Raw genomic sequence first — 14,327 nt, forward strand, 5'->3', positions numbered from 1 at the left:
TCACATTAACTAACTTGTGATGATCCAAAGTATAACAGACGACAATAAAGTTAACAATATAAAGTTTTTATCACATTTCTATTTATTTTCTTAATAAAACCACCTGATATTTATTAATAATATTAACTTTCCTAAATCCCCTATGGATTCTATGATCTAATATCATAATAAAAAAAGCCGCCATTTGGCGACTTCGTAAGTTTTTATATTTACACGGTGTCCAGCTCCACTGACCACTGCCCCCCCGCTTCTAAATGAAGCAAGAATGTACCGTTCTCCATGGATTTGGCATTGGAATTCTTGTTGCTATGCTGCCTACATAAAGAGATATCGACCCATTCCGGTAGCTGAAGTTTCGTGTTCATTCGTCGATTGGCGGTTAACTCAGCTTGAAATGATTCCCTTTGACGATCCCATGCAAGGTTCAGAACTCCTCCAAGGATACACCACCCCTTCAGCTCTCCCCGTATCCATCGTGCAGGAAGTGCAGGGAGCAGTTTGATCCGTTCAGGTGAAACCAGAAGCAGCATTTCCTGTACCGCATTAACCCAACCCATATTGGCATCCAGTTGAACTGGAGCTGCATCCATCGTAAGGCAGATACCCATATTGCGCCAATCGTTATGGAGTGTGAATCCGTTGGACAGAACACAGGATCGGGCGAGAATATCCAGGCTGTCCAACGCCTTTTCTCCGTCGCCGAGCCGGGCACAGATGGATGACATATGAGCCAGGGACCACCCGCTCTGTGCTCCAAGTTTCCGCTGGTGGACCGCTTTCTCAAAGGCTTCGAATAGTAACGGTTCCTCCTCCCGGCTGACCTCCTGTCCTGGAAAGACAGGGTATAGATGGGATAGATGACGATGATCTTGCCGATCCTCAAAGGCTGGATGAAGCCATTCCTTGACAGCCCCTTCCTCATTCAACATATAGGCAGGCAGACGTTGAAGCATAGCTTCCCACTCTGGTATTTTGCTGGTGTAAGCATCGACCATTCGACTCGCTTCTATGGTATGATGCAATAATTCCTTGATGATGGCGATGTCCATGGTGGCATTAATGGCTGTCGGCATGGGGTGTGCGAGCTGTTTCCCATCCTTTGGCATATAATTCTGGGGTGTGTTCTCGGGTGAAACAGACGGGTATATCTTATAATATCCCTCTTCGCCCAATACCAGAAAATCTTCATAAAACAGTAATGCCTCTCTCATAAAAGGCAGTGCCTGTTCGCGCAGAAATTGCATATCACCTGTATACTGAAAATGCTCATAATAATGCCTGGCCAGCCACCCGGCTGCTCCCGTCCAGTTCATAATTACAGGAACAATCTGATTCGGGACACCCATGCCTGGCGTCGTTCCAGCGGGGATGTAAATCCCGCGACAGCCATACAGCTTACTTGCATTATCCCTGAAGGTGTCCATCAAGCCATCGTAATACCGAAACAAAGACTGATTCATGCCGGATAAACCGCCAACGGCAGAATGCCAGTACATCATCTGTACATTTTCATTAGCCATATGATGACCCCAGATTAATCGGTAATCGCCGCCCCATAGTCCGTAAAGTCCAAAAGGCAAACTGCCTTCCTTCGAGCTTCCGCTAATGAACAGATATCGACCATATGCCCACATCTTTCGAATAAGCCCCAAGGGAGCTTCGCCTTCATAGGCATCAAGCAGGAGTTCTTCATTACTGCGCCCGTCATCAGCTGCATCATCCAGATCAAGCTCTGCGGAGTGGAACAGGGACCGATGTAGCTCCGTATGTCTGGATAGCATTGAATGGTAATCAGTCTCCAGCCCTGCCAGCTCCTGCTTCAGTCGCCTCCATTCATCTTCCCGCTTGCCTGAATGAAACAATTTAACCAGAATGAGCACATCGCTGGACGTTTCGAATGGGAGTTCTGCACGGATCGCTTGTTCTCCATTGCCATTTCGCTGAGCCTTGTCTGAAATGGAATTCTCCTTTCCCGGGAAATGGAAATTTCTTTTGGGCAAAATGCTCTCAGCACCAGACTTCCTTCCAACACGGATTAGACGCAGTACTGCGCCAAAATCCTGTCCGTCATCATTTTTACCGCTATAGAATACGTACTGCTCATCTTCATCCGCTCTGACCGTGATAGACGCTTTCAGTTCCTTAAACTCTTCATCATCCCGCTCACGGTCACCACGCGGAAATTGAAGACCCACATTTCCCGATATTAAAGGTGTGTCTTCTGCTTCCCAACCCTGTGCCGGATTGGCCGCGCTCAGTTCTTCACCGTTTAATCTGAATACAACACAATCATCTGCACGGGAGACAAAAAGGCTTCTCGAATACCTACGGTTCGCTCCCTCCCAGCAGACATGGATTTCACCCGTTTCCATATCCAGTTCTCTGCGATAATTGCGAAAAGCACTATCAGAAGTCATGGTGAGCGTCAGTTCGGCCAAAGGAAAACGGGAGGATAGTCTGGAAGCATACCCTTCTGCTTGCACCGCACGGGTCAGATGCCAGCTGGCCTCCGATAATTCCCCCGAGTCCATAAGTCTCCGGGTTTCCTGCAATGTGTGACTGACATCGGGCAGCTTATCCTTTCTTCCCCAATGCCATAGTTCACCATGCTGCAGTAAAATCACTTCCTGATGTATACCGCCTTGCACAGAGGCACCAATTATCCCATTGCCGGAAGGAAGCGCCTCCCGCCACATCCCCTTCCACCATGAAGCGGGATACTTCAGAATCATTTTGTTTTTTTCGGGTCTGCTGGCTTGAAATCCGGTGGGTTTCTTCACGCGCCCCCTGCTCCCCGCATCTCCATTTCAATACTGGCCAGCAGGAATGGTGCTACTCCCATTTGGGCATCGCTGACGATCTGTTCGCTAATATAGTAGGCATAAGAACCGTCACGATATTTCTTGCCCCCAAGTCCAGCCCCATGACAAATGCGATGCAGGTGAACCCCTTGTTCATCCTCCGTGACAAAGTGTTTGAGAATAGCGGCATACGCCCGATCAACGACTTTCCGATCCAGTTCAGCCAAATAATGCAGACGCTGGCCCTTGGCGAGGGCATAGGTCAGCATGCACGAAGCCGACGCTTCCAGATAGTTGCCTTCCCTGCCGTTCTGGTCCATGACTTGATACCACAGCCCGCTCTCCTGATCCTGGGCATGGGCAATCGCATAGGCCATCCTCTCAAAGATACCCATGATCTGGCCGCGCTGAGGATGATCGATTGGGAAATGCTCCAATGCATCCACTACCGCCATCGCATACCACCCCATCGCCCTGCCCCAAATGTGAAACGATTGCCCCGTGTCTTTGTCGCACCAGCGCTGCTCCCTGCTCTCATCCCATGCATGGCGCAGCAGACCGGTTCGCGGATCCCGGGTCTTCCGCTCAATCAGCAGGATCTGGCGCGCGACTTCGTCGAAGCTCTCAGGGTGATCGAACACACGGCCGTATTCGGCCAGAAACGGAGAGGACATATAGATCCCGTCGAGCCACATCTGAAAAGGGTATATTTTCTTGTGCCAGAATCCGCCCTCACTGGTTCGAGGCTGCCCTTTCAGTTGGGCAACCAACCGCAGGATCGCTTGATGGTATTTCTCTTCGCCCGTTTGCTTCCACAAGGAGAAGAGATTTTTGCCTTCATTGATCATGTCTAGGTTGTAATCCTCAAGTTGGTAGTTCCTGATGATGCCATCGCTATCAATCAGTCCATCCATATGATGGAGAACCAATTCACTATATCGAGGTTCACTGTTCCATACTGCAGCACGTTCCAGGGCCAGAAGCGTCATCCCGGCAACGTACCCCCATTTTCCCGCAATTTTGGGGTGATTGCCATCCCGGCATTCGGAGACCAGCGTATCCGCAATTTTGGCAGACATTCTACGATTCTGTGTAGAGACCTTTGTTAACGTTTCAACCAACGTAATCCCTCCTTAGTCATTGCTCTCGTCAAACCAGACTTCCCGGAGTCTAATAAAAAGATCACCTTATCAGATCAGGTTAGGGGATGAAGACCTTCCCATTGAACTGACCAGCTCCCGTCCTGTGGAAATCCTGGATTGTTTCCGCCTTCCTCGCCGCTCCATCCGGCAGCCATCATCGCTACTGCAGTTAACAGTCCACCATTTCCAGGCAGATACGCCCATAATCCCGGCCTTTGGTAATTGTGTCCATTGGGCAAATAGGTGTTTTTGGTGGCATCCATCAATAAAAAGTCGACGGCCAGCTCAGGTTCTCCCAGCCTCGCCGCAGTCATGGCACACATCGGAAAGTCCCATCCCCATGCGGAGTCCCAATCCCAGCATTCTTTCACTTTGAGAAGTGTATTTTTCATAATTTTGTTGTCGATGAGCGTTCCGGGAAGCAGGCCGAGCGCACCGAGCATGGAAGGATGATCATGGTTCTTAGCAGTGAAAGTGTCAGGACAATTCTCGTGCGCAAGATAAAATCCATTCTGATGTTTTGGACATGCCATATGAGCCGCAACCTTTCTCCAATCCGGATTCGCAGGCCGCTCCAGCCGCTCGGCCCACATAGCGGCAATTTCCAGGCCGAATTTCCAGTATTCCAGCTCGTATGGCGGATTCAGACTTTCGTCCATCGCATGATTCTCCTGAGCCGGAATCAGGGGTGGTCCGAGTACGTACGCTTCTCTTTCGGCATCCCAGTGAGCAAAGGAAACCATGAAATCAGCCGCTTCAAATACGATGTCCTTATACAGTTCCAGTACAGATCGGTCCGGCTGGGCCAAATAACACATCTCGGCAAGTGCCATCGGATGAGGTTGCTGCCAGATCAACCCTGGCGCTACCGGTGACGGGCTCTGCTCACCGTTATATCCGACCATTTTGGGCCAGCGCGCACCAGCATATCCCTGTGAACGAGCCAGTTCACGAGCCTTGGGTAAAATGGTGATATACCACTCCATACTCCGGCGAAGCAGATCTGCTCGATTCCATAGGGAAAAATGGGCAGCATGCCACCAGTGCATTTCCAGATGCATTTTCCCGAACCAGCTGTTATACATATAGCCCGTTTCCTGAGGCGGCATGGAGCCACCACTGTGCACGGCACACAGGAACTGGGACAGGACAATCCGTCGCTCCAGTTCTGCCGCTCGGGGGTCTTTACTTCCGGATAGATCCATGGCTGCTCCACTGTTCCAGAACTGCTCCCAGTGTTCCGAGCTTGCGTGAAATACGGCTTCTGCTGGTTGAGCTGATGGGTTCGACGCAGCAAAAGCAACACTACAAGACCAGCTATCTGATTGCTGCAATGCTTCAGGAATAAGCGTGAACTCATGTGCTCCGGTTTGCTCCAGACGCCCCTCGTCCCAGATCCACCTCACTCCATATTCGTCTTCATCCAATATCCGTTTCAGTGAAGCTGAAACCGAATCGGTCGCCATTAACTCGGTGCGGTGTCTGCTGTCCTGTTCCCAATCGGGAAAAACGGACTTGGACCAGCTCCGATGTGTCATATCAGGACAGGGGAAAACAAGGAACAAATGCAGACGCCCCTTGCGGATTAATTCTGAATGTACACGAATGCCTAGGCCATCCTGCTCGGGATCACAGGCAGTCTCCACCTGGACCTTGACTCCATCTACGGTGAACTCACTGTGAAGTGTACCTGTCCACAGATTGAGTTCCTGGCGTACTGGATTCACATGTGACATATCAACTTCTTGTCCGTCTTCTTTCAGTATCCGAAACGCCAGGCGCCCCAGTTGAAGTCGATGTGGATTCTGCCGCAGCCAGTGATAGGCATCTTCTCGATTCTCAGGTTTCATGGGATAAGCCACTTTACGTCCATATGTTTCAAACGGCTGGTAGACGATATCCTGATCACCGAAAACTTCATGACCTCCGGTATAATGCCACCCCCAGTTGGACTGCGTGCCAAGCGGGATTTCGTACGCCTCCGGAAAGGTCTGAAGGCCGGTAAAATCAGCACTAAAGGCAAATTCACCGTTGCCGACAGACAAAGGAGACCTGGGCTCAAGCTGGGTCAACACCGGATGGTTTCGAGTGACAATCGTTTTACGGTTCATTTTAAGCTGTTCCTCCTTCTCTTGATTCGGATGGGAGACTAAGATTCCAACAAGGAATCCCTGCGGGCCCGCATCATCTCCCTGTATTTTCCCGGTGTAATATCCTTGGTTTTGCGATATACGCGAATAAAACTATTCTCATGCTGATATCCCACCATGGAAGCGATTTCAGATATTCGGTAGTCGGTATCCTGCAGGAGCTCACAAGCCCGCTCCATACGCAGCTTCGTAAAGTAACCATGAATGGTGTCGTTCATTTCCTGCTTGAACAGCTGACTTGCCAAACTGGAACCGATACCCGCATACTCAGCAATGTCCTGAATGCTAACCGGGTCCTCCAGGTGATCATTCATGAATGCAATCATCGTTTGGCAAACGATATAATCCTTCCTGAGCTGCATGCTGTCATACCATGCTGCCAACGCTTCTGCCTCATTGCGCAGCAGTGAACACGCAGACTCCTGATTCATCGTCCGCAAACCGGAAACACGGAACCCGCATCCCCCAGTATCCCGTTTCATGCGTATTCCTTCCAGCGTCTCCGCTACAGATTCGAGAAAGGATATCGCCGAGGACGGGTGCCACCGTTCGATCCTCATGCGGCTAAATGCTTTATCCATGATTCTGATGGCCTCTTCACCGCTGCCGGCTTCGATCGTTTCAGTCAATTGGGACATAAGTTCATTTTCCTCTGTACGTTCAGGTTTTTGGTAACCAGAAATGTCCTCAAACCGAATCACTTGTTCATATCCGCGGTACAATCTGAAACCCAAAGCGCTGTCCGCTTGCTGCATCGCCTGTTGAAGTTCCTTGAATCCGTCGTGGTCCTCGCTTACGCCTGCCGAGACCTGGAACTTGAGCAGTTTCGGAATCATCCTCAGTGCTTCACCAATCGAAGTGGATGCATTCATATCTCTGCCGGGATCAAGTGGCTGCAGCAAGACTAACAATCGGTCCCTGCCGAGATCTGCAGATATGAGACGCCACTCCCCTGATAGCAGTTCTGCAATGATATTGGCAATGGCAAATTTCAAAAGGGATTGATCCGACTTCTTAAACCTTTCACACCAGGCGTGATAATCATCAATAGACAACATTGCAACTGTCAGCGGACTATCACTCCATTCCTTGAAGTATCGGTTCCACTTTTCACCGATTTCACGATAACCCGTCATGTGTCCCGCATAAATATCAGTCAGAAATTTGGAAGACGCTTCAGGAAGTGTTTGTCTGAGATTAATGGCTTGCTGTGCATGATCCGTCAGCAGCTGTCCTGTTATTTTCTCGAGATCAATCAGCTCTGGACTGATGTGTTGACGATCATACCCGCTAAGCAGTTGTCTCATCCGTTTCACCGGTTTAAAGGCTGCCCTGTTATAAAAAGCAATCGTGGCGGCTCCTGCGGCAAGTGCCAATAGTGAAACCAAGAACACAATGTTTCTAATTTTCTGGGCATTGGCCAGTAAACTTTCCTGGGAAATAATTGAAAGATAACGCCAACCTGTATACGGGGACATCGTCTGTGAAGCGAGCAGCAATTGACCCTCATGCTTGAACTCGCCAAGCTTTTCTCCTTCCAGATTCGCGAGAACCTGTGCCACCGCTTCCTCTCCAACTGGATAATTACCAAGATCATACAATGGCTTATTGTCAGCATCCAGAATGAAACGATGATTATCGAGATCAGAGACGGAAGAAAGAAGCATGTGCTTGAACATTTGATCCGCTTTAAAATTGATGGCAATGATCCCTTTCAGTTCACCCGCGAGCATAATCTTGCGATAAAGTGTAATCTGGGAGGAGGGAATGCCCGAGCCTGCGGCAATCTCCCGCTGCTTCACCAGCATGGGCCGATCATCTAATTCGGCTGTCACCCCTACCCATCCTGAATCGGGAAAATTGGCTTTGCTTGAACTATACCCCTGAGGAAAAGCGACTATGCTATCCCTTTCCATATCATAGATGTAAGCGCTCTTAATAAAGGGGGTGCTGCTAATTAGGGTTTCCAGAAACTGAACCAATTCCGTGACGTTACGGTATGATCCCTGCACCTCACTCGTGAGAAATTTATACACATGATTATTGAGCGCAATTTTCACGGCGATCTGGTCGCTTTCCCGTATGACTTCATCAATATCATTCATGCTGATGCGCAGCATCTGGTGCTGCGGTTCACTGAGCTCCTGCTGTAATACTGACTTGGCTGAATAATACGTTGTCATGCCTACTGCGATAATAATCATGAAGACAACGATGGTCAAAATAAGCAGCAGCCGGGTCTGGGTATTGGTGAAATTGAATTTTAACCACTTCAAAAAGGAAAGGGTCACAGTTATCTCCCACCTTATGTGCAATATACCGCAATTATACAGTTTCGACCTGCCCGGTGCGACCCGGCCTTAGAGCCTATTTTGACTTCTTCGTGCATTTCGATCTCCTACTAGCCCGCTGTTTGGGCTGTTTTCGCCATCATTTAATGTAATTAAATGTTCACTCGCTTGTCGCATTCTGCATAGACACCGTATTTCCCCAGCCGCCAAGCACAGCTTCTATGGATATGGGACGGTGCTCGGCGACTGAACGCCAGACGGCTTCTCCTGCAGCGACGGAGTAAGCTCCATCCACCGCCCCGGAGAGAATCCGGAAAGGACGATGTTGATCTTCTCCAAGAAAAATATCCTCCAGCAGTAACGGATCCCCTCCACCATGTCCGCCTTCCCGATGTACGACATGTATGGTTTCTTTGGAACCAAACAGGGGAAAATAGTCGATGGTCTGAACCGGAGTTGGAAAAGGTGTACGTGCAGGCATATGATATTCAAGTGTTTCCAGACGCCCTTTCGTACCGTTCACGGCCAGCCGATAGCCTTCATAAGGAAGGGAAAAATTGACCGAATAACTCATGAGTGCCCCGCCACTATATCTCACAGATGCGGTATACGTATCTTCAATCTTGATGGTGGAATCAAAGATGCATTGATCCGGACGGTATGATGTGTATGGAAAATTTGTGGTTGAACCTAGCAGGTTCAGATGGTCATCCGGAACGCGGATCTGCCGGCTGCGCGGTGTCCAACGGGAGTAGTACGCACAATCTTCCGAAACATTACACGTACGGCAATGCCGCCCATCTTCACGTGCGGGATTCAACTCGCCATCTGCACCGTAATAGTTCAGTGCTCCATAAGCAAAGACTTCCACCGGCTTTTGGTTAATCCACCACTGAACCAGGTCAAAATGATGGGTGCTTTTGTGCACGGACAGTCCACCCGAATAAGACCGTTCACGATTCCAGCGTTTGAAATAGCTAGAACCGTGATGTGTATCAATATACCAATTGAGATCAATGGAAGTGACTCGGCCAATTTTGCCTTCCTGTATCATTTCCTTGATCCGCATATGAATGGGCATATATCGATAGTTAAACGTAACAATGACTTTTCCCTGACTCGCTGCTTCAGCATCCAGTATGCGTCTGGCGTCCGCTCCGGTCGTTGCCATCGGTTTTTCGGTAATTACGTCCAAATCCCGCTCCAGTGCAGCGGTAATATAATGGACATGAGTATCATCCCTGCCGGCGACAATAATGCAATCCGGCTTGGTATCCTCCACCATGACAGCAAAATCAGCAGCTCCATATACTGCAACTTCGGAGTGATCCGGAAAGCGCGCACGATAGGCTTCGAAACGTACGGGATCCGTATCCAGCAGTGCCACGATCTCCGAATTGTGAGTGAACAACTCATGTATAGGCTTGGCGAACTGCCCCAGAGCTCTGCCGCTCACTCCGCATATAGCATATCTTTTTTTCACTTTTTCACCTTCTCATACCATTCCTGGACCCGCTGGGTGACCACTTCGCCTCCAGAAGCATTCCATTTCTTCACGTATTCATCATAAGCCTCCAGAGGCAGCTCTCCGATGACGATCTTGGTTAATACTTCCTGAAACAGCTTGTGTGACTGGATATCAGGGAAGCCTTCATACACGGAAGCCGGAAGACCATCACCCGCAATTTGCCGGGCATCGGCTGTGCTGACAACGAACATGTCTTTTACCATCTGCTGCTGGTCCTCAGGATAAGTCTCTTCAATACGTTTGTTCATGTCCTCAGCAGTCGTCAAGTTTTTCATGCCCAAGGCAAGCGGTTTGTTGTCTGCAGGCGGAAGAATGACTTTGCGTCCGTCTTTGACTTCATGCTGCTCCCCTTCCAGCCCGAAACGGACAAATTCATCATTTTCAGGGTTGTAAAAGAAATCAAGCAGCTTCAAGGCATTGGGGGCATTATCCTGCTTCGCAGCCGGAATCATCCATTCCGGTTCACCCATACTCTTCTGCGTCACGAAAGCTTCGAAGCCTTCGGCTTGTGGCAGCGGCATCGCTGCGATATAGGCATCTGGTGCCTGTGTCAACATGGCATTCAGACGATCGCGGACATTTGCAGGCAAATGGTACCAGCTTCCCACCAGGTTATTGTTAATTTTTGCTTGCCATACTTCTCCTTTGTTCAAAAACGTTTCATTATCGAGCAGTTTTTCTTCATACAGCATCCGGATGAACTTGATTGCCTCTCTCATGTTATCCGTTGTCCCGGCATACTGGATCTTGCCGTTGTATTCGTCCCATTCCGGATATCCTTCCCACATGGCTACTCCGTACATGGCAAACAGATGGTCCATCCACCTTCCGAATTCCCTTCCGCTTGTGGGCAGTTCATCTGCTTTTCCATTGCCGTTCGGGTCCTTGTCACGGAAGGCTCTGAGCATTTCAACATATTCATCAACGGTTGCCGGCATTTCCATCCCTACCTTATCCAGCCAGTCCTTGCGAATCAAAGGTGCCCGTTCCGGAACAAGAAATACTTTAGGTACATAATAAATTTTGCCGTCGGGAGAAGCTGAACGAACGATATCCCAGGCTTCCTGGGGAATACTCTCCCAGACATGCGGAGCATATTCAGGCAGCAGATCATCCAGCGGCAGCGCTCCACCTTGTTGAATCAACGTTTGTTCCACGCCTCCGATCGGGCGGAGAATATCCGGCAGCTCATCTGACGCGATCATCAGGTTTAGATATTCCGATGGTTCCGAGCCAGGAGGAGTCGTAATCAGCTCATATTGAACACCCGTCTTATCAGCAACATATTTCACATGTGGATCATCAGCTGCAGGCATGCTCCCGATACCCATATGACTCTTGAATACTTTCACGATCGGAATACCGGAGCTCCCTTCGGCAGAACCGCTCCCTGAATCGCTAGTGTTGGAACTGCAGCCGGCGACTACCAGCATGGCCATACTAAGCACAATCGGTACAAACTTTTGGGTCAGTCGTCTTCTCATGGAATCATCCCCTTGGTCATAATTATTCTTTCAGCGATCCAAGCAGCGAACCTTTGACAAAATATTTCTGTAAATAAGGATACACCAAAATAATGGGAACGCTTGCAAAAAGAATCGTCGCTGCTTTCAATGTGGTGGTGTTGAAGTCGTAATCATCCAGGAACATATTGACCTGCGCGAGTTCTTCCGGACTGGTTAAATAGGCACGCAGCTTCATCTGAAGCGGCCACAGATCAGGATCCCGAACGAAGAGTACAGCCCGTTGAAATGTGTTCCAGTAACCTACGGCATAGAACAGACTGACTGTGGCAAGAACCGGTTTGGACAGCGGCAGATAAATCTGGAACAGGATTCGAAAATCGTGGCAGCCATCGATCCGGGCAGTATCATCCAGTTCCTTCGGCAAGTTCATGAAGAATGTACGCAGAATGACCATGTTGAACGTACCGATGACCCCCGGAATAATCAGTGCCCATATGGAATTCATCATACCCAGCTCTCTGACTGTCAGGAAGAAAGGTATCATCGGTGCATTGAAGATCATCGTGATGACAATCCCGAGCATCACCTGTTTGCGAATCAGAAACTCCTTGCGTGATAGCGGGAATGCGGTCAGCACGGAAAAGAGCATACTCAGCGCCGTCCCTGCCACCGTTATGAATACGGTTACACCAAAAGATTGCCAAAGACCCGAACTCTGTAAAATATGTTTCCAGGAAGCCATCGTAAAGCCAACCGGCCACAGAAAAACTTCCTTGGAATCGGCGGCAACCGGTGAACTCAGGGATACAGCGAGCAGATGAAGCAATGGCAGGATCATGGTTAAGGCCGCAGCTGTCAGGAAGGCATAATTGGCGGCTTGAAAGCATTTTTCACCAAAGGTTTGTTTCATCACCACAATCCCTCCCCTGTCTTTTTGGCCAATCGATTGAAGACCCAGAGCAGGATAAAGCCGATGACGGATTGGAACAGTCCAATAGCTGTCGTGACACTGTACTGCCCCTGCAGAACACCTGAGCGGTATACATATGTCTCAATGATATCCCCTACCGAATAGGTCATTGGCGTCAGCAGGTTATAGACCTGATCGAAGCCGAGCTCCAGGAAGTTGCCAATATTAAGCAGGAACAGAATCAGAATGGTCGGGAACAACGCGGGAAGTGTAATATAAATCGCCTGTTTCCACTTATTCGCTCCGTCCATGACGGCGGCTTCATACTGGGTTGGATCAACCCCGCTTATGGCTGCGAGATAAATAATGGTCCCCCATCCTACTTCCTTCCATATGGAAGACAAGACAACAATGGGCCGGAAATATTGCTCCTGCTGCATATACAGAATGGGCTCGAAGCCAAACCATCCACGGACAGCGTTTACAAAACCAACCGAGGCGAGAACTTCAAAGACGATTCCACCCACAACGACCCAAGAAAGGAAATGCGGCAAATAGAACAGACTTTGCAGGAAACGTTTGGCCAGCATCTTCCGTACCTCATTAAACAGCAGCGCAAGCAGGATGGGAGCTGGAAATCCGACCACTAACTTGTAAAAGGCAATCAGTGCTGTGTTTCGAAGTACATTATAGAAGTCCTGATACGTAAGAATAAACTTAAAATTATCCAGGCCTACCCATGGGCTGCTCCATATCCCTTTCATGATCTGAAAATTCTGAAATGCAATGACACTTCCTCCCAAAGGGATATACTTAAAAATAATGTAAAACAAAATGCCGGGTAGAATCATGACATACAGCATCCAATGTTTCCTCATGTTTCGCAAATACCCTTTTTTGACGCGTTTGCCCACTGTAACTCCGGGTTGCCGTGCAGGTGTTTCCGTGAGCTCAGTCATACGATCTCGGGCCCCCTTTAGCAGTTAATAGTGTGAATGACGAGCAGGATCCTCTGTTCACATCATATGGGCGAGCAGCATGATCAACAATCGTGCAATCGGCCAAATCATGAACCAATCGCTTACACAGTAAGCTTTTGCAGGATCGGTTCATTCGCTGGAGAATCGGTTGGTACGATAAAATCATCAAAAAGGCCGCCACATATGGCGACCTTAGGTCTGGAAAAGTTATTTCTCTATGCAGGGAGAAATAACTTAGTACGAAGACTGACTTCAATCCTCAATAGTTAATGAACCGCTGTCATTCGGATCTTCAATCTCCTTGCTGGCTATCAGAACGCCTTTTTCGTTAAATGCTTTAATTTCGAATGGAGTGCTGGCAGATAAGGAGAGCAATACGAACCATATGTTACTTTCCGCTCCGACTTGAACCAATTTAGCTTCCGTAGAAACCTGTTTTCCATTTTCCTTCGTATCAACTGTTATTCGCTTGATTGCAGGGTTCAGTACATTTCCGAATACGATAGGAAAAGGAGACTCAATGTGATTCAAGCGAGGAATACTCATATAGTCCATGGCAAACGGTTTGGGATAAGATTTCCCAATCCCGTATCCTCCACCCCATCTCCATTTCCAACCGAATATTCTCTTTTGTGCATACTCCATCTGAAGATTACTGGATTCCGAGCTTACTCTTTGTGTAAATAAAATCATACCGCCTTCTACTGGCTCTTCATGGATAATATGTGATGCAGACTGTTCTGATCTAAACTTTTGAATCGCGCTTGCCGGAGTCTTCCCGGTAGGGATGTATATAGTCTCATCCATTCCCAACAATTTGGACATCCGTTGGTCTGAAAACCCGCCAGGTCTATCGTTAAGATAGACATAAGATAAAAATGCGGTGATCGAAAAAATAACCACAACTAAACATATCCCGATCAGTTGTTTCATTTGCATTGTCTCGTCCCCCATTGTCATGATAGCAACTCATTAGGATCATAATATTATTCTAAGGTTACCATAATTAACCTCCCGTTTTCTGACTTATAAACAACAAAAAACCTCCAAGAACAAAGT

Annotated in this window: 9 protein-coding genes; all 9 read right to left on the bottom strand. The window is 48.6% G+C overall.

From position 1 onward, the window contains the following. Positions 1–209: 209 nt before the first annotated feature. Complete coding sequence (locus tag ABGV42_RS07105; RefSeq protein WP_347381039.1) at positions 210–2,780, bottom strand: glycosyl hydrolase family 95 catalytic domain-containing protein; 2,571 nt, start codon at positions 2,778–2,780, stop codon at positions 210–212. Continuing rightward, a complete protein-coding gene (locus tag ABGV42_RS07110) occupies positions 2,777–3,880 on the bottom strand; it encodes a glycoside hydrolase family 88/105 protein (RefSeq protein WP_347383163.1) in 1,104 nt (367 codons plus the stop codon). Before ABGV42_RS07110 ends, ABGV42_RS07105 begins: the two co-directional genes overlap by 4 nt. Before the next feature lie 116 nt (positions 3,881–3,996). Further along, the gene (locus ABGV42_RS07115; RefSeq protein WP_347381040.1) at positions 3,997–6,054 is read right to left on the bottom strand and encodes a glycoside hydrolase family 65; all 2,058 of its coding nucleotides are present in this window, start codon (positions 6,052–6,054) and stop codon (positions 3,997–3,999) included. Positions 6,055–6,092: 38 nt separating this feature from the next. Then, positions 6,093–8,384 (bottom strand): helix-turn-helix domain-containing protein, encoded by a 2,292-nt coding sequence (locus tag ABGV42_RS07120; protein ID WP_347381041.1) that lies wholly within the window; start codon positions 8,382–8,384, stop codon positions 6,093–6,095. Positions 8,385–8,544: 160 nt separating this feature from the next. Then, positions 8,545–9,867, bottom strand: a complete 1,323-nt coding sequence (locus tag ABGV42_RS07125) for a Gfo/Idh/MocA family protein (protein WP_347381042.1) — start codon at positions 9,865–9,867, stop codon at positions 8,545–8,547. Continuing rightward, complete coding sequence (locus ABGV42_RS07130) at positions 9,864–11,396, bottom strand: extracellular solute-binding protein (protein ID WP_347381043.1); 1,533 nt, start codon at positions 11,394–11,396, stop codon at positions 9,864–9,866. The genes ABGV42_RS07125 and ABGV42_RS07130 overlap by 4 nt, the downstream gene beginning before the upstream one ends. A 22-nt stretch (positions 11,397–11,418) precedes the next feature. After that, a complete protein-coding gene (locus ABGV42_RS07135; protein WP_347383164.1) occupies positions 11,419–12,288 on the bottom strand; it encodes a carbohydrate ABC transporter permease in 870 nt (289 codons plus the stop codon). Continuing rightward, the gene (locus tag ABGV42_RS07140) at positions 12,288–13,247 is read right to left on the bottom strand and encodes an ABC transporter permease (RefSeq protein WP_431523604.1); all 960 of its coding nucleotides are present in this window, start codon (positions 13,245–13,247) and stop codon (positions 12,288–12,290) included. The genes ABGV42_RS07135 and ABGV42_RS07140 overlap by 1 nt, the downstream gene beginning before the upstream one ends. Before the next feature lie 273 nt (positions 13,248–13,520). Beyond that, complete coding sequence (locus ABGV42_RS07145) at positions 13,521–14,207, bottom strand: hypothetical protein (RefSeq protein ID WP_347381044.1); 687 nt, start codon at positions 14,205–14,207, stop codon at positions 13,521–13,523. Between the last annotated feature and the right edge of the window lie 120 nt (positions 14,208–14,327).

Source organism: Paenibacillus pabuli, assembly GCF_039831995.1.
Lineage (GTDB): Bacteria > Bacillota > Bacilli > Paenibacillales > Paenibacillaceae > Paenibacillus > Paenibacillus pabuli_C.

Coding starts and splice junctions, on each gene's coding strand:
- ABGV42_RS07110 (WP_347383163.1), bottom strand. CDS start 3,880: ATGTCTGCCAAAATTGCGGATACGCTGGTCTCCGAATGCCGGGATGGC.
- ABGV42_RS07115 (WP_347381040.1), bottom strand. CDS start 6,054: ATGAACCGTAAAACGATTGTCACTCGAAACCATCCGGTGTTGACCCAG.
- ABGV42_RS07130 (WP_347381043.1), bottom strand. CDS start 11,396: ATGAGAAGACGACTGACCCAAAAGTTTGTACCGATTGTGCTTAGTATG.
- ABGV42_RS07135 (WP_347383164.1), bottom strand. CDS start 12,288: ATGAAACAAACCTTTGGTGAAAAATGCTTTCAAGCCGCCAATTATGCC.
- ABGV42_RS07140 (WP_431523604.1), bottom strand. CDS start 13,247: ATGACTGAGCTCACGGAAACACCTGCACGGCAACCCGGAGTTACAGTG.
- ABGV42_RS07145 (WP_347381044.1), bottom strand. CDS start 14,207: ATGCAAATGAAACAACTGATCGGGATATGTTTAGTTGTGGTTATTTTT.